The following is a 22,949-nucleotide window of genomic DNA, read 5'->3' as shown; positions in this document are numbered from 1 at the left end:
AGTCAGCCTTCTTCTTTATCTTCGCCATTAAGGCGCATGTCGAGATAGTCATCGACGGACACCATCAGTTTATCGAGGGTGTTTTCGAAGAAATGGTCGGCGTCGGCGATTTCATCATAATCGATCGTGATGCCCTTCTGCGCCTTCAGCTTTTCAACCAGCTTCTTGATATCTTTGCGCGGGACCAGAACATCCTGATCGCCATGAATGATAATGCCGGATGACGGGCAGGGGGCAAGGAAGGAGAAGTCATACATATTCGCGGGCGGCGCGACGGAAATAAACCCGGCAACTTCCGGTCGGCGCATCAGAAGCTGCATCGAGATCCAGGCGCCGAAAGAAAAGCCGGCGATCCAGACAGCGGGCGCATTCGGGTTATGGGTCTGCATCCAGTCGAGCGCGGCGGCGGCATCGGAAAGCTCTCCCACACCATGATCATAATCGCCCTGGCTGCGGCCGACGCCCCGGAAATTGAAGCGAAGAACCGAGAAACCGCGCTTTTTGAAGGTGGTAAAAAGGTTATAGACGACCTTGTTATTCATCGCGCCCCCATATTGAGGATGGGGATGGAGGATCAGGGCGAGCGGAGCGTTCGGATCATCGGAATGGTGATAGCGCCCTTCCAGGCGTCCTTCGGGTCCATTAAAAATAACGTCGGGCATTTCTTTTTTAATTCCTACAACAGCTTCAATATCGAGCCGAAAAAAACCTGAATATGACCCATTTTTCAGCCTGCCGCCGCGAACGACCTGTCAAAGGAATACGAATGGTATCCTTGACGGTCCTCCCGATATGCATATATCTGTTTATTAAGGGCGCTTTAAACCTCAGGTGAATTCCGCTACAAGAGCGGCACAATACAGAAGGTAAGGGCAAATGTTCAAGCATATTAGCGAAGAAATTAGCTGCGTGATGGAACGCGACCCCGCGGCACGGAGCCGATTTGAGGTTGCGCTGCTGTATCAGGGCTTCCACGCCATCGTCCTGCATCGCCTTGCCAATTGGCTGTGGGAGCGAAAATGGCGCTTGCTTGCACGGCTCTTGTCGCAGTTCAGCCGCTTCCTCACCGGCATCGAAATTCATCCCGGTGCAAAGATTGGCCGCAAGTTCTTTATCGACCATGGCATGGGCGTTGTCGTCGGGGAAACGTCAGAAATCGGCGACAATGTGACCCTTTACCATGATGTAACATTAGGCGGTGTCGCGCCGTCGATTGATTCCGATGCACAGCGCGGCGTTAAGCGTCATCCGACGTTAGGGGATGGTGTGATCATCGCCTCCGGTGCGCAGATCATTGGCCCGATCACCATCGGAAGATGCTCCCGCGTTGGCGCAAACTCGGTCGTCCTCAAGGACGTGCCGGAAAATACCACGGTCGTCGGTGTACCGGCCCGCGCAGTGAATGCCAGCAAGAAAACACCTCTGGATGAGAGATTCGCTGCCTATGGCGTCGGGAATCATGACTTGCCCGATCCGGTCTTCAAGGTGATGGACGGCTTACTTGATAAAGTGCAGTCGCTGTCCATGCGCGTGGAGGAGTTGGAAAATGAGCGCCGAGCAGAGGCCGATGCGCCGATTGCGCTGAAACCCAAGAAGAAGCCCACCACCCGCGCCGCCAGCAAGGCGAAGACGGACACTTGATCTCAACGAATGACCGCCCCGGCGGGCCTGATTGTGCTTATGGCGAAAACCGTTTATCTCGATTTTAACGCGACTGCCCCAATCCGGCCGGAGGTGGTGACCGCTATGGTTGCCATGATGGAGGCGGGGGGCAATCCATCCTCCGTTCATCAGGCGGGCCGTACAGCGAGAAACCGGGTGGAGGAGGCGCGGGCGTCGCTTGCCGATCTTCTGGGATCCAAACCGCCGGAGATTGTCTTTACTTCCGGAGGGACAGAGGCAAATAACTTCGCCCTTACAGCTTTCCCGGCTCGGCCGCTTTTTATCTCTGCCGGGGAACATGATTCGGTCCTCGCTGCGGCAGGGGAAGCAACGTTTCTCCCGCTTAACAGTGACGGTCTGCTGGAAATGGCCGCGCTGGCCGATCTTTTGGAAGCGGCGGACGAACCGGCGTTTGTCTCCGTCATGCTTGCCAATAACGAGACCGGGGTGATCCAGCCGATTGCCGATATTGCCGCTCTCGTTCATGAGAAAGGCGGCATCCTGCATTGCGACGCGATTCAGGCTGTTGGTAAAATTCCCCTTTATTTTTCTGAGCTGGGCGCGGATATGATGTCCGTTTCCGCGCATAAATTCGGCGGGCCGCAGGGGATTGGCGCGCTTGTTGTGCGGGATGGTCTTGCCGTACCGCCTCTGCTGAAAGGCGGCGGGCAGGAACTGGGCCGGCGTGCGGGCACGGAGAATGTCGCCGGGATCGTCGGCATGGGCGTAGCGGCACGATCAGCGATGGAGGGTCTTGAGAGTTATCAGGCGGTCGCTCATCTGCGCGATTCCATGGAGGAACGGCTGCTTGTTATGTCGCCAGAAAGCCAGGTCTATGGAAAAGGGGCCCCGCGAATTCCCAACACGACGACGATTTCCATGCCGGGCGTTGCGTCGGAGTTGCAGGTCATGTCCCTTGATCTCGATGGTATTGCCGTGAGTGCGGGTTCGGCCTGTTCATCCGGCAAGGTCAAGGCCAGCCATGTGCTGACGGCCATGGGCGCGAACGAGGAGGAGGCGGGCTCTGCCATTCGCATCAGCCTCGGCTGGACGACGACGGGGGCGGATGTCGACGCCCTTGTCGAAAGCTGGAGCCGGTTGTTCCGTCGGAAATCGCCGAAATATGCAGCCTAACCTCTGGACAGGCGGCGACGGGCAGGATAGGTAAAATAGGAAGAGTATTCAGGAGTTTACGCCCGTATGCCGAAAATGACCTTTATCAAGCCCGATGGCACCCGTCAGGAAGTCGATGCGCCGCTTGGCAGGACAATTCTTGAAATTGCCCATCAGAATAACATCGATCTTGAAGGCGCCTGTGAGGGGAGCCTTGCCTGTTCGACTTGCCATATCATCGTCTCGGAGGAAGATTTCGAACGACTTCCCGAACCGACCGAGGATGAGGAAGATATGCTCGATCTCGCCTACGGCCTCACGCGCACCTCGCGCCTCGGCTGCCAGATTGAAATCACTGAGGAACTTGACGATCTCGTGGTGAGCCTGCCCGGCGGGTCGAACAACATGATGATCTGATGACCCTTGCTCTTTTTAACCAGCTCAAGGGCGATAACGCGGAGGCTTGGCAGGCCTATACCCATCATGATTTTGTCGCCGGCATGCAGAGCGGGGACCTTCCCAAAGCTGCCTTTCAGCATTATCTGAAACAGGATTATCTCTTCCTGATACAGTTTGCGCGCGCCTATGCGCTGGCCATTTACAAGGCCGATAACCTGACCGAGATGCGCTCGGCACTGGCCGGGGTTAAGGCCATCCTCGAGATGGAGATGGAGTTGCATGTCGGCTATTGCGCCGACTGGGGCATCGCGGCGGCGGAATTGGAGACGCTGGAGGAGGCGCCCGAGAATATCGCCTATACCCGCTTCGTGCTGGAACGCGGTATGGCCGGTGATTTGCTTGACCTGATGGTCGCGCTCAGCCCTTGCGCCATCGGATATGGGGAGATTGGCGCGCGACTTTCAAAATCACGCGAGACCAAGATCGAGGGCAACCCCTATATCACCTGGATCGAGATGTATGCAGGCGATGAATATCAGGCGCTTGTCGTGGATATGATGGCGGAGATTGATACGCTGGCCGCCAAGCGCTTTACCAAGGCGCGCTTTGCCGATCTCTCCAAAACCTTCGCCACCGCCACCCGGCTTGAGGCCGACTTCTGGCAGATGGGTCTTAATGCGGGGTAGGGTGCTAATCGCCTGATTACATCTCGCCGTCGAGGGTCCAGGCGACGTCATAATCCTTTACATAGTCGCTATGGGTGACGAGGCCGCCAGCCTCCGTCCAGTAGTGCAGCAGATATTCAGGCGGCTCGAAGGTGGTGCCGAGGGCGTTATTTTCGCCCAGCAGCAGCCGCACCTGATGTGAAGTAGACGGGCAGGTCTGCACCAGTGTACCGCCGACCAGCTTCTGGATAGCGCGATGCAGATGGCCACAGAGGACGCGTTCGATATGATCATGACGCGCAACGACTTCTGCAAACGCCGCCATATCGAGAAGGCCCATCTCATCCATACTGGTAAGGCCGGTCTTGAACGGCGGGTGATGGAGCATGACAACCACGGGCCGCGCGGTTTCGGCCTTTAGTTCCTGATCCAGCCAGTCAAGTTGCTCCTCGCCGAGGCGACCTTGTGGTTTCCCGTGGATATTGGTGTCGAGACAGATAAATTTAAGCGGCCAGCCGTCCACCACGTAATTCAGCTTGCCCTCTTTCGGCAAGTAATCATGCTCGGGGAACATTTCCCGCAAAAGCGAGCAGTCATCATGATTGCCGGGCAAGAGATACACCGGCATCTCGAAGGTGGGAAGGATATCACGCAGGACTTCATATTCTTCCCGCTTGGCGGTGTTCACCAAATCTCCGGTGAGGAAGACAATATCGGGACGGTTGACACTGTTGTTGACGTGTCGTGCGGCATCAATCAGTTTATCGGCGGGATGATAGAGTTCATTAAACTCGTCTTCCGGCACCACGACATGGCAATCGCTGAGTTGAGCAACCAGCATATCCTATCCTTCTTCCTTCACAATAGAGAGCATATCACGGGTCCGGACAAATTTCTTCCTCGGAGATGTGCCGCCGCCGCGAGCCACTTCTGCTTCGTCTATTTTCTTCCAGTCGTCAAAAGAGACAGTGTGGATATCTTTCTCCCGGCACCAGGCATCCAGCCCTGCGGGACCCGGCTTCGCGGGATCACAGCCGTCGTCAAAATCGGCGAGCATTCGGTCAACCACATTCTGACTGTCGATACGGTTGGTGCCGATGGTGCCAGATGGGCCGCGCTTCGCCCAGCCGACCACATAAAGCCCCTCGGCGACGCGTCCTTCATCATTCTTGATGATGCCTTTTTCAACGGGCAGTCCTTCAAGAATACCCATCTCATAGCCAATGCAGGAGACGAGAAGCTGGCAGTCTATCTCATAGGTCTCGCCGGTGCCGACGGCCTTGCCATCGACAATTTTATTCCGTTCGAAACGGACACCGGTGATCGCCTCATCGCCCAGAATCTCGACGGGGCTTGCCAGAAAATCGAGATGGATGGAGCGGCCTTCTATTCTTGGGCGGATCTGCTCGAAACTACGAAGGAGGTCAAGATTGGTGTTGACGACTTTCTCTTCCTTTTTATCCTCGGAAGTGAACCCCTCGGGCAGGGCGGTCTTGTCCGTATAGGTTTTGGCGGAGGTCAGCTCGGCAAACTCGCCCAGTTCCTTTGATGAGAACTGTGCATTTTCCGGCGCTCGTCGTCCTACCACATGGACCCGTTTGAGCGGGCTTCTGAATATCTCGCTGGCGGCATGTTCGGCGAGATCGGAGGTGACCATTTCATCCTCCGTCCGCATCAGGATGCGCGCGACATCAAGGGCAACGTTGCCATTGCCGATCACGACCGCCGTTTCGATTTCAAGGTTGGGCACCGCATCGCGATATTCCGGATGACCATTGTACCAATAGACGAAGGTCTGCGCGCCGAAAACGCCTTCCTTGTCTTCACCGGGGATGCCGAGATTGCGATCCTTCGGCGTACCGGTTGCGATGACCACCACGTCATAAATCTCCCGCAGCTTTTCCAGCGGGATATCGGCGGAAAGGCCAACATTGCCAACGAAGCGGACATTGTCATTTTCCATGATCTTGTCATAGGCGCGGGTGACATTCTTGGTGGTCTGGTGATCCGGGGCGACCCCGGCCCGCACCAGCCCGTAAGGCGTGGCCAGCTTGTCGATGATATCGATCTGGCTTTCGGGATTTTTCTTGACGATGGCACCCGCCGTGTACATACCCGCCGGACCGGAGCCGACGATACAAATCTTCAATTTCCCTGCAGACATTTTCCCAAGCTCATTCTTGTTTTTGAAATATCGTTATACGGAATTAGCGTTTTTTCAATCCACCAAAGCGCCGGTAAAATTCTTCCGAGGCGGGCGGTAGTCTCCCTGTCTCATTTTCAAGTATCGTCATCAAATATGTCTCTGCTCCCTCCCAGACCAGATCATAGATGGTCCGAAACAGGCTGCGTGCCTGATTTCCGTTCCATCCCTTCGGCAGTAATTCCGCAGGTAACATCGGGTCTCGCAAGAGCACCCGACGGTAATCATGCACCAAGAGGCTACGAATGATAAAACATTTTTTTTCGTCAAGACTTGGGGCCCGTCCCTCACCATCGGCGAAGCGGCCGAAATGATGGATAAAGCGGGCGTAGTCGGCCTCCAGCTCCTTGAGGGCCCAGCCCTTTGCTACGAGGATTTCCGGCGCGTCGAATGGCGCAGCCCCGGTGCCAGTCGCGCGTAAGGCCGTGACTTTTCCCGCAAGATCAAGATCGCTGAGCAGACTATCGACGCTTTCGGCGCTTGCCGTCGGATGGGCATAAATGCCGCCGCCGAGATTGCCAAAGCCGAGCCAGCCAAGTTCCGTCTCCAGCTTGCGGCGGTCTTTCTCGGCAAGCTCCCGCCGGAGGGCGAAAAGGAACAACCAGTTGCCGTCCCATGAGATATCCCCCGATGCATAGATACGGCGGGTTGCCTCGGCAAAACGATGGCCGCCGGTCTCTGTCAGGCGATAGAAGCTGCGCCGTCCGATCTGGTTGGAGGCGAGCAATCCTTCCTTCTGCAGACGGAAGACAGCAGTGCGGACCACACGCTCGTTCAGGCCGAGCGGCGCGACGAGATTGATCAAGCTACCGAGCCAGACCGTGCCGCCATGCGGCGCAACCGCGTCGCCCCAGACCGTCACGAGCAGAGATTTCGCCTTTAAATCGAGCTTGCTGAATAGCGGCGTGATCATTGGATCGGTGGCAAGAGGCTTGTTCATGCACTGCCCTTTCCGCCCGGATGATAATACCGGTCCCTGATCCCGCGTGAATGCGCCAATTTTAGCTCTTAGCTTCCTGTTTTTATTTTTCGTATTATCCTTTATAGTCTGTTCCGATCCAACGCGACAAGAGGGGCTCTGTTTCAGGGATATGCAAAATCTTGATAAGATAGAACTGCTGAGCGAACTCACGCCTCAGGAACGGATGGACATTGCCGCGAAATGCAACTGGCGGACCTATGGCGCGAATGAGCAGATCCTGGAGCGGTCCACGGACAGCCGCGATATGTATTTCGTCGTCTCGGGAAGCGTCAATATCGTCAATTATGGTGTCTCCGGGCGGGAGGTGACTTACGCCACCGTGGGTGAGGGGCAGTATTTCGGTGAACTGTCGGCGATTGACGGCCGCGCCCGTTCGGCCAATGTGGTGGCGAGTTCGCGCTGCCTGCTGGCGAGCCTCAGCCCGGAACTGTTTCGTGATCTCTTGATGCGCAACCCTGCAATCATGATGGCGGTGCTGCAGCGGCTTGCGCGGATTATCCGTATCAATGACGATCGTATCCTCGATCTTTCGACCTTGGGCGCAGTGCAGCGGGTCTGTCAGGAACTGCTCCGCATGGCGGAGCCCGATCCGGTGACACCGAACAGTTGGCTGATCTATCCGATGCCAACCCAGAGTGTGATTGCCAGCCGTGTCTCGACAACGCGCGAGACGGTGGCCCGCGTCCTCGGCCAACTCGGCCATGAGGGGATGGTCCTTAAAAAAGGGAAGACGCTTTACCTGAAAGATCGCGGCGCGATTGAGGATTATATCAAGACCCTCGCCATGACGCCGAGCCAGAGTAACCGCTAAGCTTTCCCGTAAATCAGGATCGGCTGATCGTGACCGCTTTCACCAGTGCCCAGACGGGGCTGTCCTTTTTGAGCTTCATTTCCTCAAATGATTTGCGGGTGATCCGCGCGGTCAGGGGGAAGCCGACATCAAGAAGCAATTCTTCCATCCCTTGTGCGCCGCTGCAATGATCGATCACGCGGCCCTTGAAACGATTGAGGATTGAGATGGATTTTGGCTCAGTTTCGGACAGAGCGACATCGCGCGCACGGATACGCAGGCGCACAGGACTGCCTATCTCCTTCGCGCTGCCCGTGATATAGAGCTTGCCGCCGCTCTCTGTTTTCAGAGTGAGCATATGATGGCCGGGCTCGTAGGCGGTGACTGTCGCCTCGATCAAGGTGCCCGCATCATATCCCCCCGCGAAGGGAATAAGATCGAGCCGGTTCAGGATGTTGCTGATCGGACCGACGGCCTTCATCTCCCCCTTGTCGAGCAGCAGTAGTGTATCGGCAAGACGGGCAATTTCCTCAATCGAGTGGGAGATATAGAGGGTGGTGAGGTTGAATTCTGATTTCAAATCCTCGATCAGCGGGAGAATTTCTGCCTTGCGCGCGTCATCAAGACTGGAAAGCGGCTCATCCATGACCAGGATTTTCGGATTGCTGAGGATTGCCCGACCGATGGCGACCCGCTGACGTTCGCCCCCCGAAAGAGAGGCGGGCTTGCGCTCCAGTAGGGCAGTGAGACCAAGAATATCGACGACTTTATCAAAGGAAACAGGGGGGCTTTTCCAGCGCGACGACCGCTGCCATAGGTGAGGTTGCCGCGCACGGAAAAATGCGGGAACAGGCGATGCTCCTGAAAAACAAAGCCGATATGTCGCTGATGCGCGGGGACATTAATGCCCTTCGCGCTGCTGAACAGCGTGCGGCCGGCAATCTCGATATGGCCCTCATCGGGGGTGACCAGACCAGCCAGCATCTGCGCGAGCAGGGTTTTTCCTGCACCCGATGGACCGAAGAGGGCGGTCAGTCCATCTTCCGCGTTGAACTCCGCGTTCAGGTGAAAGCGGCCGAAGGATTTTTTAAGGCGGATATCAGAGGCCATCAGATTCCCCCTCCCAACCGGCGGACAGAACGGCGGGTCAGCCATTCGGAGAGGGCAATTGCGGCAAAGGCCAGCACGACAGATATAATGACCAGTCGCCAGACTGCCGTTTCTGCATTTGGGGTCTGCAAGAGCGTATAAATTGCGAGTGGCAGGGTCTGTGTCTCCCCCGGGATATTTGCAACAAAAGTAATGGTTGCGCCAAACTCCCCGAGCGCGCGCGCAAAGCCCAAGGTTATCCCTGCCAGAATACCCGGCAAAATGAGCGGCAGTGTGATGGTTAGGAAAACCATGAAGGGCGGCCGGCCGAGGGTGAGGGCGGCAACCTCAAGGGTCCTGTCCACGGCCTCGATCGCCTGACGGATGGCGCGGGTGATGAAGGGAAAGGCCATCACAGCAGTGGCCGCGACCACACCTTTCCAGTTGAAAATCAGGGAAATGCCGAAATACTCCAGCAGCCAGCCGCCGATCGGTCCGCGATTGCCAAGCAGGACCAAAAGGAAGTAGCCAACCACCACCGGCGGCAGAACTATCGGGAGATGCACCAGCACGTTAAGGGCCGTCTTGCCGTAAAACTCCCGCCGCGCCAGCAGCCACGCCATCACAAGGGCGGGGAGCAATGAAATGCCGACGCACCAGAGCGCGACTTTCAGGGAAAGCAGGATCACCTCCAGCTCTGCCGGGGAGATACTCATGTTGTGGGGGTCTTGTCCCCGTAGATCTCCTCGGGGGAAATCTCCACCTCGCTGATAATCTCGATCTTCCCGTCGCGTACGCTCTGGAAGAAGCAGTTATGACGCCCGGTATGGCAGGCAACCCCGGTCTGTTCGACCAGCAACAGAAGCGTATCGCCGTCACAATCGATGCGGAAATCTACAAGTCGTTGCACATGGCCAGAAGATTCCCCCTTACGCCAGAGCTTTCCGCGCGAACGTGACCAGTAGCAAACCTGTCCTTTTTCGAGGGTTTCCTGAACGGCATCGCGATTCATCCAGGCCATCATCAGGACTTCGCCTGTGTCATGCTGCTGCGCAATCGCGGGAACCAGGCCATTCGCGTCAAAGGTAATATTGTTAAGTATGTTGCTGTCCATGTAAAATTTGCATCCAATTTTATCGAATCACTTTCCGATTCGTCATATTTTACTATTTTGCCGCGTTTAGCCGATCGAAGCCGCTCTTTAAATCTGCTATCAGGTCATCGACCGACTCCAGCCCAACATGAACCCGGATCAGCGGATTTTTATTGTCCCATTTCGTGGCAGTACGCACACTCGTCGGGTCAGCGGGAAGGATCAGACTTTCATACCCGCCCCAGGACGATCCCATGCCGAAAAGTTCCAGATGATCGAGAAAAGCGGCGAGCGCATCGTTCGAAATTTCATGAAGTCGGAAAGAGAACAGTCCGGAAGCGCCAAGAAAATCACGCTTCCACAGGGCGTGGCCTGGATCATCCGACAGGGCAGGGTGAAAAACCTCTGCCACTTCCTTGCGACCCTTCAGCCATTCGGCAATTGCTATACCGTTTTCCATATGCTGTTTCAGACGCACAGATAGAGTGCGGATACCACGCTGCGCCAAGTAGACATCGTCCGGCCCCGTCGTTTGGCCGAGCAAGTTTGCGCCTTTCTGGAGGGTTGGCCAGCAGTCCTTCGTTGTTGTGACAAGACCGATCATCACATCGCTATGGCCGACGATATATTTCGTGCCGGCCTGAACCGAGACATCTACACCATGATCGAACGGTTTATAGAAGAGCGGAGAGGCCCAGGTGTTATCCATCACGACCAGTGCATCCCTTGAATGCGCTACGTCCGCGATGGCCGGGATATCCTGCATCTCGAAGGTGAGGGAGCCGGGTGACTCGACATAAACAAGCCGGGTATTGGGGCGTATGAGGTCTGCAATACCCGCGCCGACATGCGGATCATAATAGGTTGTTTCTACCCCAAAACGCTTCAGATATCCGTCGCAGAAAGACCGGACAGGGCTGTAGACAGTGTCGAGCATGAGGATGTGGTCCCCGGCCTCTACGAAAGCAAGGATCGCGTTGGCGCAAGCCGCCATGCCGGAGGGGAAAACCTGTGCGCGATAGCCGCCTTCCAGTTCCGCAACCGCATCTTCCATCGACCAGGTTGTTGGAGTGCCAATACGGCCGTATGAGACAACCCGTTCGCCTGCGGCACGGGCGGCATGGGCTTCCTGTCGCGCCTTCAATGACGGAAAGAGAACGGTCGAAGCGTGATAGACTGGTACGTTTACGATGCCGAAATTGGATTCTGGATCGCGCCCGGCGGTAACAATTTTTGTTTCATCTTTCATGGGAAGGAGCAGCCCTTTGATTTGTTTTTGCAATTGCTATTTGCATATAGGATGGGCGCTTAAGTTAAAAGTGCAAAATTTTTCGGGAATGACGCTACGGAAAGTAAATTATTTCGCACTTGCAGCATATTTTTCCATTGACGCATGTTATAAAAATATTATCGTCAAGGACTTAGAGGGTCATGATAACATATATTATGATCTTCACGCGTATTTCACTCAAGTACTCATGATAAGGGTACGGTACTTAATGGAAGTATGTGATTTACCGGAGAGAATATTGAGACTTATCAATGGACAGGAAGGTTATTTTCATGAGAAAAGCGAGTTTTATTGCTGTCGCTACTGCAGCAACTTTTATGGCGACAGCGGCAACCGCAGCGACGCTGGATGATGTCAAGGCAAAGGGCTTTATTCAATGTGGCGTAACAACGGGTCTGGCAGGTTTTGCCGCACCTAACAATGATGGTAAATGGGAAGGCTTCGACGTGGACTTCTGCCGCGCGATGTCTGCCGCCGTCTTCGGGACTCCGGATAAAGTCAAATACACGCCGACGACAGCAAAAGAGCGGTTCACCGCCCTGCAGTCCGGCGAAATTGACGTGCTGGCCCGGAACACGACCTGGACCTTCAGTCGCGACGTTAACCTCGGATTCGAATTTGTCGGTGTTAACTATTATGACGGTCAGGGCTTCATGGTCAAAAAGGCACTCGGCGTGAAATCCGCGCTTGAGCTTGATGGCGCCCGGATCTGCGTGCAGTCCGGTACAACCACCGAACTGAACCTTGCCGACTACTTCACAGCCAATGGCATGAAATACGACTCAGTCGTTTTCGACACAGCAGACGAAGTTCGTGAAGCGTATCTGAAAGATACCTGCGACGTTTACACGACGGACCAGTCCGGCCTGTATGCACAGCGTTCGGTTATTGCCGACCCTGAAGCACATATCGTTTTGCCGGAAGTGATCTCGAAAGAGCCGCTCGGCCCGCTCGTCCGTCACGGCGACAACCAGTGGGGTGATATTGCCCGTTGGACATTGAACGCCATGGTCGAAGCAGAAGAGCTGAATATCTCCTCTGCCAATGTTGATACATTGAAAGCGGACACCAAGAACCCGAGCATCCAGCGTATCCTCGGCACTTCGGGTGACCTCGGACAGCAGCTCGGCCTCACCAACGAATGGGCTTACAACATTATCAAGAATGTCGGCAACTACGGCGAAAGCTTTGCCCGCAACCTTGGTGAAGGAACCGCCCTTAACATTGCGCGCGGACTAAACGCTCAGTGGAACAAGGGAGGCATTCTCTACGCTCCGCCACTGCGCTAAGGGTCTAGATTATGTAATTAGAGGGAGCGTGTGGCCTGTTTCGATCGGACATGCGCTCCTTTTGCCTTTTGGCAGCCGTAATCTTAACAATCCCTGGGGAGGTGTAGTTTATGACGGCAGAAGCAGCAGATCTTGAAGTTGCCAAGATCAACAAGTTTCGCGACCCGCGATACCGAGCGATTTTTTATCAGATTGTCGTTGTCGTGCTTATCGCTCTGTTTGTCTGGTATGTTGGACATAATACAGCTGTAAATCTGGAAAAACGCGGCATCGCGTCCGGATTTGGTTTCTTAAGCCAGCCTGCGGGCTTTGGCATCGGTATTGTCCTCTTAATGGACTATAGCAGCCAGACATCAACTCATCTTGATGTTCTGATCATCGGTATTATCAATACCCTCGCCGTATCGATCTCAGGCATTTTTCTCGCGACCATTATCGGATTTATCTTCGGCGTTCTGCGACTGTCCAAGAACTGGGTCGTCAACAAGATCGCCGCCGTTTATATTGAGGTGATCCGAAATATCCCGCTGCTGGTGCAGCTGATGTTCTGGTATTTCGCGGTCCTGTCGGTGCTGCCGCTGGTGAAGGACAGCATCCATATCGGCGATAATTTCCTGATCAACAACCGGGGTGTCAGTTTCCCGGCCATTATCCCCTCAAGCGGATTCTGGCTTATTACGGTGGCGCTGCTCGTGGCTATCGTCCTTTGCTTTGTTGTCAAAAATTGGGCGCATAAACGCCAAGACCTGACCGGGCAGATTTTCCCTGTGTTCTGGACGAGCGTCGGGCTGATTATCGTTTTGCCGGTGATCGCGTCGCTGATTATGGGCAATCCGTTCGAAATCAATTATCCGAAATATGGCCGGTTCAGCATAACTGGCGGCTGGTCACTAGAACCGGAATTTCTCGCACTATTGCTGGGATTATCGATCTATACCGGTGCCTTTATCGCCGAGATTGTCCGCTCGGGCATCAACGCGGTGAGCCATGGCCAGACAGAGGCGGCGCATTCCCTGGGCCTGAGCCCGGGCAAGACGACCCGACTTGTGGTTTTGCCGCAGGCGCTCCGTGTCATCGTTCCACCCTTGACGAGTCAATATCTGAACCTTGTCAAGAACTCGTCGCTCGCCACCGCCATTGGGTATGCGGACATTACGGCCCTCTTTGCCGGAACGTCACTTAACCAGACCGGTCAGGCGATTGAGTGCATTATGATCACAATGATATTCTACCTGTCCATAAGCCTCCTGATTTCGATGTTTATGAACTGGTACAATAAACGCATTGCATTGGTGGAGAGATAAGATGGCAATAGTTAAAACAGAACGCCACGAAGATCTGCCACCTCCCGCCAGCCAGACCGGCGTGATTGGATGGATGCGGGAGAATTTATTCTCCAGCCCGTTGAACGCACTCCTAACGGTGGTGTCGCTCTATGTGATCTGGTGGGCAGTGAGCGGAATAGTCTCCTACGCCTTCATCAACGCTAATTTTGTCGGGGAAACCCGGGAAGATTGCACCGGGACAGGGGCCTGCTGGGTCTTTATCAAGGCCCGGTTCGGACAGATCATGTACGGCTTTTACCCGGTTGAAGAACGCTGGCGCGTTGATATCGGGTATGTTCTTGCAGCAATCGGGCTGTTCCTTGTTCTCTCTGACGTGGTCAAGAACAAGAAATGGCCGGCGGTCTATATGTTCGTCTTTGTACCGGTCGTTTGTTACTTCCTGTTTTATGGAGGGTCTTTCGGTCTGGAAGTCGTAGAGACTTCCCAGTGGGGCGGACTGTTCCTGACCCTGGTGCTGGCGTCAGTGTCGATCTTTGTCGCGCTGCCGCTCGGTATTGTCCTTGCGCTTGGACGGCGATCAAGCATGCCGATTGTGCGGATGCTCTGCGTTGGCTTTATTGAGTTTGTTCGCGGAGTGCCGTTGATCACAGTCCTGTTCATGGCCTCGGTCATGTTGCCGTTGTTCCTGCCAGAAGGTATGAACTTCGACAAGCTTATCCGGGCGCTCGTCGGCATGTCGCTTTTCTCCGCGGCCTATATGGCCGAGGTGGTGCGCGGTGGATTGCAGGCGATCCCCAAAGGCCAGATGGAGGCCGCGAAAAGCCTCGGCCTTGGATATTGGCAGGCAATGGGGCTTATAATACTGCCTCAGGCGCTTAAGATTGCAATTCCCTCAATCGTCAACACCTTCATCGGTCTGTTTAAGGACACGACGCTGGTGCTGATCATCGGGTTGCTGGACTTGCTCAGCATTGTTAAAGCTGGAACCACCGATAAGGAATGGGTCGGGATGGCGACCGAAGGCTATGTCTTCGTTGCGGCCGTCTTCTGGGTCTTCTGTTTCGGTATGTCGCGTTATAGCATCTGGTTGGAGAACAAACTCCACACCGGTCACAAAAGATAGGAGGGCGGAAATATGAGTGAAGCTGCCATGACACAAACTGATATGGATGTCGCGATTCAACTGATCGGGATGCATAAATGGTATGGTGAGTTCCATGTCCTGAAAGACATCAACCTCACAGTGGAGCGGGGAGAGAAAATCGTTGTCTGCGGGCCGTCTGGCTCAGGCAAGTCAACGATGATCCGCTGCATTAACCGACTGGAGGAGCATCAGCAGGGCCAGATCATTGTGGACGGGATTGAACTCACAAACGATGTAAAGAAGATCGATGAAATCCGCCGTGAGGTGGGGATGGTCTTCCAGCATTTTAATCTGTTTCCGCATCTGACGGTTCTGGAAAACTGCACGCTCGCGCCGATTTGGGTCCGCAAGACCCCGAAGGCGGAGGCCGAGGAAACGGCGATGAAGTTCCTTGAACGGGTGAAAATCCCCGAACAGGCGCTGAAATATCCGGGGCAACTCTCGGGCGGACAGCAGCAGCGTGTGGCGATTGCCCGCTCGCTCTGCATGAACCCGCGCATCATGCTGTTTGATGAGCCGACATCGGCGCTTGACCCGGAAATGATTTCAGAGGTGTTGGACACCATGATCAGTCTCGCCGAAGAGGGCATGACCATGATCTGTGTGACCCATGAAATGGGCTTCGCCAAGACGGTCGCCGATCGGGTGATCTTCATGGACGCCGGCGAGATTATCGAGCAGGCGCCACCAACGGAATTCTTCGAGAATCCGCAAAGCGAACGGACCCAGCTTTTCCTAAGCCAGATCCTGCACAACGGCTGATAAACTATTCTATCGAAAGAAAAAGCCCGGCGATAAATTGTCGGGCTTTTTTGTGGGAAAAGGGACTTAACTCCCCGCGCCGAGGGATTTCCAGTATTTGGTATTGAGCTTGCCGATCATTCGGTCGTGCCAACTGCCCAAGCAGCCACGGAAGCTGAGGCTACCGGCGATGGTGCGGTCATAGCATTCCTTAACAACAGCGTTTGCATTGTCCTTCGCACCGCTCGCAAAGCCGGAGCTTTTGGTGATTTCCTGATAGCTCGCGCGGACGGTGGCGCGATCTTCATCGCTGGCCCGGCCGCGCCAGGGCAGGCGGTTGATCGCCTGATTGATAAGCTCTGCTGCGTCGCGCTTGTTCTCATCCAGATCGACGAGCTGCGTCGCCGCCGCCCGGAGCGGTCCGGTGGCGAGCAAGATATCCTCCTCCGTCTGAGGCTTCACGTCATTGGCAATTGGCAGCGGGACAAGGGAGAGATTTTTCGGCACGGAAATGCTCACCTCCAGTGGGCCGTATTTCGTCAGCTGGCTTTCCTGAAAGGCGAGGCGCACCGCGTTATGGCCGCGCGCGGCGGTAATCTCAAGCGGGAGATGGGCGAGGGAGATTTCTTGCCCCGCTGCGTTCCGGCCCATAAGATCGAAGAAGGTCTCTCCATGCACATAGTATCCCGCGCCAATATTAGGGGAGGCGCGATGTTCCTGGAGGCAGATGGTGGTCAGCTCCACCGTGCATTCTCCGGCCTCGCAGGTAACGGGGAGTTTCAGGTCCGTTGCCGCAACGGCCAAGATCTGTGGTGCGGCAAGGGCTGGCAGGGCGGCTATGGCCGCGGTCAGCGAAGCCGCAATAAAGAGGGAGGGCTGATGTTTCTTGTTCAGGGGCGCCATGTGAAAACCTCCGCGCGTAACGAAACCGGCATATACATCAGAATAAACTTATATTCCTAACCGGTCAACGCGGAGATGATCACTTCCAGGCGATCAGATATCTTCTATGGGGTCAATCTCGATCTCGCGGCGGCGGATCGGTTCGAACCCGGCGCGCTGATACATCGGCAGCGCCTTCGGATGGTCCAACGTGCAGGTATTGACGGTTACCCGTTCCGGTCCCTTTTCCCAGGCTTCTTCCAGTGCCCAGTTGAGAAAATAGGGGCCAAGCCGCATTCCGATAAATTCGGGCATGATCCCGAAATAGGCGACATCGACGGCATCGGGCATTTCGGCTGCGTTCAGTTCGACAAAGCCCGCGGGCACGCCTTTGATATAAAGCACATAGACTTCGGTTGTTTCCGCCTGAAGAATTTCTTCAAGTTCCGCATCAGGGACAAGACGACGATCAATCCATCCCCAGTCTCGCCCGACCGTGTTGTAAAGATAACGATAAAAGGATACCGTCGGCGTCTCCGCGCGGATAATCGCGTGGGGGATAGCCGGGGGCGGGGGTGGTGCGGCGTTCTGCCGTTCCGTCATTTCAAGGAAAGTGATGGTAACGGGCCATTTGCCCGTGTGGGTCGGTGTCGGGGGGCGTTTAATCGGCATTCTTACTTTCCGGTTTCGACTGGCAATTCCTCATCGAGAGCCCATTCGGTCCATGATCCGTCAAAAACGGCAACACGTTGATGACCCAGAAGATGCAGGCCGAACGCCAGGACGCAAGCGGTTATTCCCGATCCACAAGATGTAATCACCGGTTTCTTTAAATCAACTCCTGCACTCTCAAAAGATGCAGAAAGTTCAGCGGCAGGACGGAAAGTTCCATCACCGTCTTTTAGAAGATTTGTGAAGGGCAGGTTCTTTGCGCCGGGAATATGGCCGCTGCGCAAGCCTTCGCGGGGTTCCGGTTCCGTCCCTTCAAACCGACCGGCGGAGCGGGCATCAAGCACCTGTTCGCGGCCCTGATTTATATTGCGCGCGACCTGATCTTTTTCGCGCAGGAGGAAGCTGTTGATGCGGGATGTGAAATGCCGCTCGGCGGGTTTTACCGGCATATCATCGACGGGGCGTCCCTCTGCTTTCCATTTGGGCAGGCCGCCATCGAGAATGGCCACATCCTGATGACCGAAAAGGCGGAGCAGCCACCAGGCACGTGCGGCGCTGACATTCCCAATGGTATCATAGACAACAATCCGGTTCCCATCGCCGAGGCCAAGTTTCCGCATCCGGCTTGAGAATTTTTCCGGGCTCGGCACCATATGAGGGAGCGGGTTATCAGTGTCGGCAATCTCGTCAATATCGAAGAAGACGGCGCCGGGAATATGTTCCGCGTCATATTCTGCGCGTGGGTTGCGCCCGGTCGCGGGCATATGCCAAGACGCATCGACGATCCGTACATCAGGGGCGGCGGCATGCTCCGTCAGCCATTCGGTTGAAACAAGCGAGGATGAATTTACATAGGACATATTTTTACTTACACCTTATTCGGTCGTACCGGCTTTGATTTCACGCAACAAATTCTAGCGATACTCGCCGGTTTTGCCGACCCTTCTTTTCAATTTTTCTCACCCTGACTTCCCCGATCTCCGAAGTATTACGCACATGGGTGCCGCCGCAGGGCTGCAAATCCACGCCTTCCACTTTGATCAGGCGGATGCGACCAGCACCGCGTGGCGGCTGGACAGACATGGTTTTTACCAGTTCGGGCTTTGCGTCGAGCTCTTCTTCGCTGATCCAGTCACTCGTCAGCGCGTGATTTTCATTGATAATCCGGTTGAGCTCAACTGTGATTTCTTCCTTATCAAGGGTTGCTTCAGGGAGATCGAAATCGAGCCGCCCCTTGCCGTCGGAAACCTGTCCGCCGGTCACCGGGTAGGGCAGCACGGCGGAAAGAAGATGCAGGCAACTATGCATGCGCATCAGGCGATGACGCGTATCCCAGTCGATCTCGGCCGTTATCGTGGCGCCAATGTCGGGGAGGGGGCTTCCCTCCGCCGGGACATGGACGATTTCGTCGGGGGTGTTCCCTTTGACAGCCGTCGCGATTTCAATATTTGTGCCGTCGGCCAATATCAGCTTGCCCTTATCGCCCGGCTGGCCGCCGCCGGTGGGATAGAAAACTGTCTGGTCCAGAATGATGCCGCCCTGCTCATTCACGCCTGTCACCACCGCCGACGTTTGAGTCAGATAGGCATCGTCGCGAAAGAGGGGCAGTGTCATGATATTCTCCGGTTGGTCAGCTATCGCCGGAGAGCCAAGGAGCAACCGGCAGGTTCTTTTCTTTCAGCATATCAATGTCCATCAATTTGCTAAAGTATTTTTGCGCGGTATCGCAAAGAACCGTGACAATCGTATGGCCGGGACCCATTTCCTTCGCCATGCGGATGGCGCCGGCGACATTGATGCCACTGGAAAGGCCCATCTGTAATCCCTCATGGATGTTGAGGTCATAAAGCACGTTGAGCGCCTCGACATCGTCGATCTGGAACGGCAGGTCGATATCGAGACCCTCCAGGTTGGCGGTAATGCGGCCCTGGCCGATCCCTTCGGTGATGGAACTGCCTTCGGACTTCATTTCGCCGTTCTTGTAGTAATTAAAGAGCGCTGCGCCCATTGGATCGGCGAGGCCGATCTTGATGCTCGGGTTTTTTGCCCGAAGTGCCGTCGCCACGCCAGCGAGGGTGCCACCACTACCGACCGCGCAGATAAAGCCGTCGATCTTGCCGTCGGTCTGGTTCCAGATTTCCGGGCCCGTGGTGTCGATATGTCCCTGACGATTGGCGACATTATCAAACTGGTTGGCCCAGATAGCGCCACCCGGATGGGTTTTCGCCAGTTCCTCCGCCAGCCGGCCGGAATATTTGATGTAATTATTCTCGTCCTTATAGGGTTTCGCCGGAACAAGGCGGAGATCCGCACCGCAATATCTTAGAAGCGCTTTCTTCTCATCCGTCTGCGTTTCAGGCATGACGATGACGGTCTTGTATCCCTTGGCGTTCGCTACAAGGGCGAGGCCGATGCCGGTATTGCCCGCGGTCCCTTCAACGATCAGACCGCCGGGCTTGAGCAGACCCTTCGCCTCCGCATCCTTGACGATGGCAAGGGCGGCGCGGTCCTTCACCGATCCACCAGGATTGAGAAATTCGGCCTTGCCGTATATATCGCAGCCCGTAGCTTCCGAGGCGGCAGTCAGGCGGATAAGCGGCGTGTTGCCGATGCTGTCGATAAAGTCTTTGCGAATTTCCATGGGATTCTCTGTGGTTCTTTCTTATTACCATTGTATTTATGTTAATTTGGCGATTTACCCCGGAAGCGTCAAGCGTTGTGGAGGAATAAAATTTTCGACTGATTTTCAGGGTCTATTTGTGCAACGCAAATAATGTTTGAAATCTAACATTTGACGTAATAAGTCGAAAGTTGTTATAATATAAATATTATTAATATTACAAAAAAATTGCATTTATAATTTTAATGTTGTGTGAGTTTGTACTTTAAACATTTTTCTCAACCGACTTTACCCTTCTTTTTTAAGCGCACGCGTCGGCCTCCGATGCGAAAAAATGTGCGCATTTATATTTCCGACTACTCCCAAGGCCTACAGAAACGGCAGAATGCCCTCCGTAGCTGGATTATGAGCAAAGCAATAAATCACATTCTATGATTGAGAGGAACTATGACATCCAAACAGACGGGCGCTCGCACAGCGCGGGAAGCACTTTTGGCGCCACGTACGACAGATCGCAGCGTCAGATCACCCGCCTGCGGCCGGAACATAAAATTGCGATCCCGGCCCGGCGCTAATCCTTCGGGAAGACTTAGAAAGACAGATATGAAAGCGCGAGAGCCACGTCTCTTTTCCATGCTGACGGACGATCAGGTAAGGATTGCGGAGAAAATTTCCCGCGGATTTCATTTGCGTACAGCGGGGCTCGGTATGCGGACGCAAAATTATAGTCGATTACCCTCATCAACGGGGAATACGGAGGATTGGCAGGTTGAGTTGATGCGTCGATTTATGCTCTGGGCTGTCCGGGTACAGGAAGCAGGTTTGTCGCTTTCTGCTGTGCTTGATGTCATTATATTTGGGAAGAGTTGCCGGGCTGTTGATCGAGCGCGAAAGAAGCGAAATGGCTATGCGCGGGCGCAGTTGAATGATGCCTTGGCGCTTTATGAAAAAATATAAAAACACTTAATGATAGAAAAATATTGACAATCGGGGAACGTTTCTTTATACTGATTGTCATAGTCGGAAATTGGGCCCATGGAAATCGAAGAATTTCCGTGGGCCTTTCTTATTGAAGATTAAATCAATAAAAACAACGATAAAAAACCCAACAAATTAAAAATATAGCACCTCTGAGAAAATCTATCCTCCTCAGAGAACGCCGCATGGCGGAATAATTATGATTTGAGTGAACACTAAATAGTAGAAAATATACTTATTGTCTATAAATTGAGGCTTCTGGAATGTCGACCATCGAGCTGATTAAATCTGCCCTGAATAACAAGATATGGCGGCGTAATGTCGCCCTGCCACTGCTAGAGGATATCAAGCAGGCAGGAAGGATCAATGATATCGTTGCCCTATTGGGGTCCGTCTTTCTGAAGAAGGAGGAAGAGACCGTCCGCCGCTTTGTCGCGGATGTGTTTGCCGGGGAAATTCTGGAAATCGCTGACGGCGTCAATGATAACGGAGAAGACAAAGAGGCACGGGAGGATATTGCCCGCTCGAAGCTCCGGATCGATACGCGGAAATGGCTGATGGCACATTTCGCACCGACGCAATATGGCGAGGGCGCGGCGAATGACAAGGGCAAGCGCAGCTTCCCCGTACCCCGCCTGTACCTGCCGGAAAATGGCCGTGATTAAACCGCAGCCGGGACCGCAGGAGATGTTCCTTGGCACTCCCGCCGACATCGCCATCTATGGCGGCGCGGCGGGTGGCGGCAAGAGCTTTGCCCTGCTGATGGAGCCACTCCGGCATATGGCGCAAGGGGAGTTCAAGGCCGTTATTTTCCGCCGCACCTCGAAACAGGTAAAGAATGAGGGCGGGCTTTGGGATGCGTCCGCCGCGCTCTACGGGACCATTGGCGGTCGGGCGAAGGAAAGCGAGCTGTCTTGGAAGTTTCCGAGTGGAGCGTCGATCAGCTTCGGTCATCTGGAGCATGAGAAGAACAAGTACGACTGGCAGGGATCGGAACTTGCCTTCATCGGTTTTGACGAACTGACCCATTTCACCGAGACCCAGTTTTTTTACCTGTTGAGCCGCAATCGCTCCACCGGTCGAGCGCGGCCCTATGTGCGGGGAACCTGCAATCCGGACGCGGATAGTTGGGTTGCCGATTTTATCCGCTGGTGGATTGATCCGGAAACGGGCTACCCGGTTCCGGGACGGTCGGGCCAACTCCGTTGGTTTGTTCGTGATGAAGATAGTCTTATCTGGGGCGATGATAAACGCGCATTGGAGCTGGCGCATCCGGGACAGGTGGCCAAGTCTGTCACCTTTATCGCTGCCTCCATTGACGATAACCGGATCCTGATGGAACGGGATCCGGGCTATCGCGCCAATCTTGCCGCGCTCTCCTCAATCGATCGGGAGCGGCTGTTAAAGGGAAACTGGAAAATCCGCCCTGCTGCGGGCGCCTATTTTCGCCGAAGCTGGTTTTCGGTGGTGCCGATGGCACCAGTTGAGGCGCGACGGGTGCGCGGCTGGGACTTGGCGGCCAGCCATATGGAACCGGGGACCTCTCCCGACTGGACCGTTGGGGCGCGACTCGCCCGGGACGCCAGTGGGGTGTTCTATGTAGAACATATAGAGCGGCTGCGGGGCACGCCGAATGAGGTCGAGCGCGCCATCCGCAATCTTGCCATGAGTGACGGGCGGGAGACGCAAATCGCCCTGCCGCAGGATCCGGGGCAGGCGGGAAAGGCGCAAGTCCAGGCGCTCGTCCGGCTGCTCGCGGGCTTCCGGGTAAAAAGCCAGCCTGTCACCGGCAGCAAGGTCGTCCGTGCCATGCCATTCTCGTCGCAGGCCGAGGCGGGCAATGTCCGTCTTGTGGCGGGACCGTGGAACGCGGATTTCCTCAATGAACTCGAGAATTTTCCGACCGGTCGTCATGATGATCAGGTCGACGCGGTCTGCGAGGCGTTTCACGCTCTCACCCAAGGTTCACAGAAATCACAACAGGATATGTACTCATGAACGATCCTTCCATCTCCTCCCAGCTATATGATTTAATGGCGACGCGCTGGGC

General features: G+C 55.0%; 25 protein-coding genes and 2 pseudogenes. 12 read left to right on the top strand and 15 right to left on the bottom strand.

From position 1 onward, the window contains the following. Positions 1-2: 2 nt before the first annotated feature. The gene (locus tag AC0L73_RS03485; protein ID WP_473654878.1) at positions 3-662 is read right to left on the bottom strand and encodes an alpha/beta hydrolase; all 660 of its coding nucleotides are present in this window, start codon (positions 660-662) and stop codon (positions 3-5) included. 214 nt (positions 663-876) lie between these two features. Between AC0L73_RS03485 and epsC the strand changes: the two genes are divergently transcribed. From epsC to tenA, 4 genes are all read left to right on the top strand, one after another. Continuing rightward, a complete protein-coding gene (gene epsC, locus AC0L73_RS03480; protein ID WP_227950272.1) occupies positions 877-1,641 on the top strand; it encodes a serine O-acetyltransferase EpsC in 765 nt (254 codons plus the stop codon). Between the two features lie 9 nt (positions 1,642-1,650). Further along, on the top strand, positions 1,651-2,796 hold the full coding sequence (locus AC0L73_RS03475; protein WP_473654877.1) for a cysteine desulfurase family protein: 1,146 nt from the start codon (positions 1,651-1,653) through the stop codon (positions 2,794-2,796). Between the two features lie 66 nt (positions 2,797-2,862). Further along, positions 2,863-3,192 carry a ferredoxin family 2Fe-2S iron-sulfur cluster binding protein gene (locus AC0L73_RS03470; RefSeq protein WP_227950277.1) on the top strand — a complete coding sequence of 110 codons (330 nt, stop codon included), beginning with the start codon at positions 2,863-2,865 and terminating at the stop codon, positions 3,190-3,192. Continuing rightward, positions 3,192-3,860 (top strand): thiaminase II, encoded by a 669-nt coding sequence (gene tenA / locus AC0L73_RS03465; RefSeq protein WP_227950279.1) that lies wholly within the window; start codon positions 3,192-3,194, stop codon positions 3,858-3,860. Before AC0L73_RS03470 ends, tenA begins: the two co-directional genes overlap by 1 nt. 16 nt (positions 3,861-3,876) lie before the next feature. On the opposite strand, the gene AC0L73_RS03460 is transcribed toward tenA, so the two are convergent. The 3 genes from AC0L73_RS03460 to paaX are packed head-to-tail and all read right to left on the bottom strand — an operon-like array spanning position 3,877 to position 6,982. After that, entirely contained in the window at positions 3,877-4,680 is an 804-nt protein-coding gene (locus AC0L73_RS03460; protein ID WP_473654876.1) for a phosphodiesterase, read from the bottom strand. 3 nt (positions 4,681-4,683) lie between these two features. Then, positions 4,684-6,003: an FAD-dependent oxidoreductase gene (locus AC0L73_RS03455; RefSeq protein WP_473654875.1), complete on the bottom strand. Its 1,320-nt coding sequence runs from the start codon at positions 6,001-6,003 to the stop codon at positions 4,684-4,686. A gap of 43 nt (positions 6,004-6,046) precedes the next feature. After that, entirely contained in the window at positions 6,047-6,982 is a 936-nt protein-coding gene (gene paaX / locus AC0L73_RS03450; protein ID WP_473654874.1) for a phenylacetic acid degradation operon negative regulatory protein PaaX, read from the bottom strand. 151 nt (positions 6,983-7,133) lie between these two features. Between paaX and AC0L73_RS03445 the strand changes: the two genes are divergently transcribed. Beyond that, the gene (locus tag AC0L73_RS03445) at positions 7,134-7,835 is read left to right on the top strand and encodes a Crp/Fnr family transcriptional regulator (RefSeq protein WP_227950287.1); all 702 of its coding nucleotides are present in this window, start codon (positions 7,134-7,136) and stop codon (positions 7,833-7,835) included. Between the two features lie 13 nt (positions 7,836-7,848). On the opposite strand, the gene AC0L73_RS03440 is transcribed toward AC0L73_RS03445, so the two are convergent. The 6 genes and pseudogenes from AC0L73_RS03440 to metC form a co-directional block, all read right to left on the bottom strand. After that, complete coding sequence (locus tag AC0L73_RS03440; RefSeq protein ID WP_473654873.1) at positions 7,849-8,460, bottom strand: TOBE domain-containing protein; 612 nt, start codon at positions 8,458-8,460, stop codon at positions 7,849-7,851. A gap of 45 nt (positions 8,461-8,505) precedes the next feature. Then, positions 8,506-8,550: pseudogene (locus AC0L73_RS03435) on the bottom strand (hypothetical protein); the annotation flags it as partial. Positions 8,551-8,672: 122 nt separating this feature from the next. Further along, positions 8,673-8,798: pseudogene (locus AC0L73_RS03430) on the bottom strand (ABC transporter ATP-binding protein); the annotation flags it as partial. Between the two features lie 125 nt (positions 8,799-8,923). Next, the gene (modB, locus tag AC0L73_RS03425) at positions 8,924-9,619 is read right to left on the bottom strand and encodes a molybdate ABC transporter permease subunit (protein WP_227950292.1); all 696 of its coding nucleotides are present in this window, start codon (positions 9,617-9,619) and stop codon (positions 8,924-8,926) included. After that, positions 9,616-10,017, bottom strand: coding sequence for a phosphoribosyl-AMP cyclohydrolase (hisI, locus tag AC0L73_RS03420; RefSeq protein ID WP_473654872.1), 402 nt, complete (start codon positions 10,015-10,017; stop codon positions 9,616-9,618). Before hisI ends, modB begins: the two co-directional genes overlap by 4 nt. Positions 10,018-10,069: 52 nt before the next feature. Beyond that, positions 10,070-11,245: a cystathionine beta-lyase gene (metC, locus tag AC0L73_RS03415; protein WP_473654871.1), complete on the bottom strand. Its 1,176-nt coding sequence runs from the start codon at positions 11,243-11,245 to the stop codon at positions 10,070-10,072. Positions 11,246-11,559: 314 nt separating this feature from the next. Here metC and AC0L73_RS03410 point away from each other — a divergent pair, with 314 nt between their 5' ends. From AC0L73_RS03410 to AC0L73_RS03395, 4 genes are all read left to right on the top strand, one after another. Continuing rightward, the gene (locus AC0L73_RS03410; RefSeq protein ID WP_227950299.1) at positions 11,560-12,576 is read left to right on the top strand and encodes an amino acid ABC transporter substrate-binding protein; all 1,017 of its coding nucleotides are present in this window, start codon (positions 11,560-11,562) and stop codon (positions 12,574-12,576) included. A 110-nt stretch (positions 12,577-12,686) separates the two neighbouring features. Beyond that, entirely contained in the window at positions 12,687-13,880 is a 1,194-nt protein-coding gene (locus tag AC0L73_RS03405; RefSeq protein WP_473654870.1) for an amino acid ABC transporter permease, read from the top strand. Position 13,881: 1 nt separating this feature from the next. Then, the gene (locus AC0L73_RS03400) at positions 13,882-14,985 is read left to right on the top strand and encodes an amino acid ABC transporter permease (protein ID WP_227950303.1); all 1,104 of its coding nucleotides are present in this window, start codon (positions 13,882-13,884) and stop codon (positions 14,983-14,985) included. Positions 14,986-14,997: 12 nt separating this feature from the next. Next, a complete protein-coding gene (locus AC0L73_RS03395; RefSeq protein ID WP_321576135.1) occupies positions 14,998-15,768 on the top strand; it encodes an amino acid ABC transporter ATP-binding protein in 771 nt (256 codons plus the stop codon). Between the two features lie 66 nt (positions 15,769-15,834). Here the strand turns inward: AC0L73_RS03395 and AC0L73_RS03390 are convergent, their stop codons facing one another. The 5 genes from AC0L73_RS03390 to AC0L73_RS03370 form a co-directional block, all read right to left on the bottom strand. Beyond that, complete coding sequence (locus tag AC0L73_RS03390; RefSeq protein ID WP_227950305.1) at positions 15,835-16,650, bottom strand: hypothetical protein; 816 nt, start codon at positions 16,648-16,650, stop codon at positions 15,835-15,837. Between the two features lie 93 nt (positions 16,651-16,743). Next, entirely contained in the window at positions 16,744-17,301 is a 558-nt protein-coding gene (locus AC0L73_RS03385) for a GNAT family N-acetyltransferase (RefSeq protein ID WP_227950307.1), read from the bottom strand. Between the two features lie 2 nt (positions 17,302-17,303). Then, positions 17,304-18,161 (bottom strand): 3-mercaptopyruvate sulfurtransferase, encoded by an 858-nt coding sequence (gene sseA / locus AC0L73_RS03380; RefSeq protein WP_227950309.1) that lies wholly within the window; start codon positions 18,159-18,161, stop codon positions 17,304-17,306. Positions 18,162-18,201: 40 nt separating this feature from the next. Further along, positions 18,202-18,915, bottom strand: coding sequence for an alanyl-tRNA editing protein (locus AC0L73_RS03375; RefSeq protein WP_473654869.1), 714 nt, complete (start codon positions 18,913-18,915; stop codon positions 18,202-18,204). 16 nt (positions 18,916-18,931) lie between these two features. Beyond that, complete coding sequence (locus AC0L73_RS03370; protein ID WP_473654868.1) at positions 18,932-19,942, bottom strand: cysteine synthase A; 1,011 nt, start codon at positions 19,940-19,942, stop codon at positions 18,932-18,934. Between the two features lie 426 nt (positions 19,943-20,368). Between AC0L73_RS03370 and AC0L73_RS03365 the strand changes: the two genes are divergently transcribed. The 3 genes from AC0L73_RS03365 to terL all read left to right on the top strand — a co-directional run bounded on the left by AC0L73_RS03365 (position 20,369) and on the right by terL (position 22,897). After that, a complete protein-coding gene (locus tag AC0L73_RS03365; protein ID WP_473654867.1) occupies positions 20,369-20,878 on the top strand; it encodes a hypothetical protein in 510 nt (169 codons plus the stop codon). Between the two features lie 284 nt (positions 20,879-21,162). Beyond that, entirely contained in the window at positions 21,163-21,564 is a 402-nt protein-coding gene (locus AC0L73_RS03360) for a terminase small subunit-like protein (RefSeq protein ID WP_227950318.1), read from the top strand. After that, entirely contained in the window at positions 21,557-22,897 is a 1,341-nt protein-coding gene (terL, locus tag AC0L73_RS03355) for a phage terminase large subunit (protein WP_473654866.1), read from the top strand. Before AC0L73_RS03360 ends, terL begins: the two co-directional genes overlap by 8 nt. The last annotated feature ends 52 nt before the right edge of the window (positions 22,898-22,949 follow it).

It is taken from the genome of Sneathiella sp. D3-11 (assembly GCF_055809395.1).
This window is presented reverse-complemented; position numbering and strand designations above follow the sequence as displayed.

What these genes read in the sequence shown, in the direction of transcription:
- AC0L73_RS03400 (WP_227950303.1), top strand. Translation starts at nt 13,882, where the DNA reads ATGGCAATAGTTAAAACAGAACGCCACGAAGATCTGCCACCTCCCGCC.
- modB (WP_227950292.1), bottom strand. Translation starts at nt 9,619, where the DNA reads ATGAGTATCTCCCCGGCAGAGCTGGAGGTGATCCTGCTTTCCCTGAAA.
- AC0L73_RS03385 (WP_227950307.1), bottom strand. Translation starts at nt 17,301, where the DNA reads ATGCCGATTAAACGCCCCCCGACACCGACCCACACGGGCAAATGGCCC.
- paaX (WP_473654874.1), bottom strand. Translation starts at nt 6,982, where the DNA reads ATGAACAAGCCTCTTGCCACCGATCCAATGATCACGCCGCTATTCAGC.
- AC0L73_RS03410 (WP_227950299.1), top strand. Translation starts at nt 11,560, where the DNA reads ATGAGAAAAGCGAGTTTTATTGCTGTCGCTACTGCAGCAACTTTTATG.
- AC0L73_RS03455 (WP_473654875.1), bottom strand. Translation starts at nt 6,003, where the DNA reads ATGTCTGCAGGGAAATTGAAGATTTGTATCGTCGGCTCCGGTCCGGCG.
- AC0L73_RS03370 (WP_473654868.1), bottom strand. Translation starts at nt 19,942, where the DNA reads ATGGAAATTCGCAAAGACTTTATCGACAGCATCGGCAACACGCCGCTT.
- AC0L73_RS03485 (WP_473654878.1), bottom strand. Translation starts at nt 662, where the DNA reads ATGCCCGACGTTATTTTTAATGGACCCGAAGGACGCCTGGAAGGGCGC.
- hisI (WP_473654872.1), bottom strand. Translation starts at nt 10,017, where the DNA reads ATGGACAGCAACATACTTAACAATATTACCTTTGACGCGAATGGCCTG.
- AC0L73_RS03470 (WP_227950277.1), top strand. Translation starts at nt 2,863, where the DNA reads ATGCCGAAAATGACCTTTATCAAGCCCGATGGCACCCGTCAGGAAGTC.
- AC0L73_RS03360 (WP_227950318.1), top strand. Translation starts at nt 21,163, where the DNA reads ATGTCGACCATCGAGCTGATTAAATCTGCCCTGAATAACAAGATATGG.
- AC0L73_RS03475 (WP_473654877.1), top strand. Translation starts at nt 1,651, where the DNA reads ATGACCGCCCCGGCGGGCCTGATTGTGCTTATGGCGAAAACCGTTTAT.
- AC0L73_RS03390 (WP_227950305.1), bottom strand. Translation starts at nt 16,650, where the DNA reads ATGGCGCCCCTGAACAAGAAACATCAGCCCTCCCTCTTTATTGCGGCT.
- AC0L73_RS03375 (WP_473654869.1), bottom strand. Translation starts at nt 18,915, where the DNA reads ATGACACTGCCCCTCTTTCGCGACGATGCCTATCTGACTCAAACGTCG.
- AC0L73_RS03395 (WP_321576135.1), top strand. Translation starts at nt 14,998, where the DNA reads ATGAGTGAAGCTGCCATGACACAAACTGATATGGATGTCGCGATTCAA.
- sseA (WP_227950309.1), bottom strand. Translation starts at nt 18,161, where the DNA reads ATGTCCTATGTAAATTCATCCTCGCTTGTTTCAACCGAATGGCTGACG.
- metC (WP_473654871.1), bottom strand. Translation starts at nt 11,245, where the DNA reads ATGAAAGATGAAACAAAAATTGTTACCGCCGGGCGCGATCCAGAATCC.
- AC0L73_RS03405 (WP_473654870.1), top strand. Translation starts at nt 12,687, where the DNA reads ATGACGGCAGAAGCAGCAGATCTTGAAGTTGCCAAGATCAACAAGTTT.
- epsC (WP_227950272.1), top strand. Translation starts at nt 877, where the DNA reads ATGTTCAAGCATATTAGCGAAGAAATTAGCTGCGTGATGGAACGCGAC.
- AC0L73_RS03440 (WP_473654873.1), bottom strand. Translation starts at nt 8,460, where the DNA reads ATGGATGAGCCGCTTTCCAGTCTTGATGACGCGCGCAAGGCAGAAATT.
- AC0L73_RS03460 (WP_473654876.1), bottom strand. Translation starts at nt 4,680, where the DNA reads ATGCTGGTTGCTCAACTCAGCGATTGCCATGTCGTGGTGCCGGAAGAC.
- AC0L73_RS03365 (WP_473654867.1), top strand. Translation starts at nt 20,369, where the DNA reads ATGACATCCAAACAGACGGGCGCTCGCACAGCGCGGGAAGCACTTTTG.
- AC0L73_RS03445 (WP_227950287.1), top strand. Translation starts at nt 7,134, where the DNA reads ATGCAAAATCTTGATAAGATAGAACTGCTGAGCGAACTCACGCCTCAG.
- tenA (WP_227950279.1), top strand. Translation starts at nt 3,192, where the DNA reads ATGACCCTTGCTCTTTTTAACCAGCTCAAGGGCGATAACGCGGAGGCT.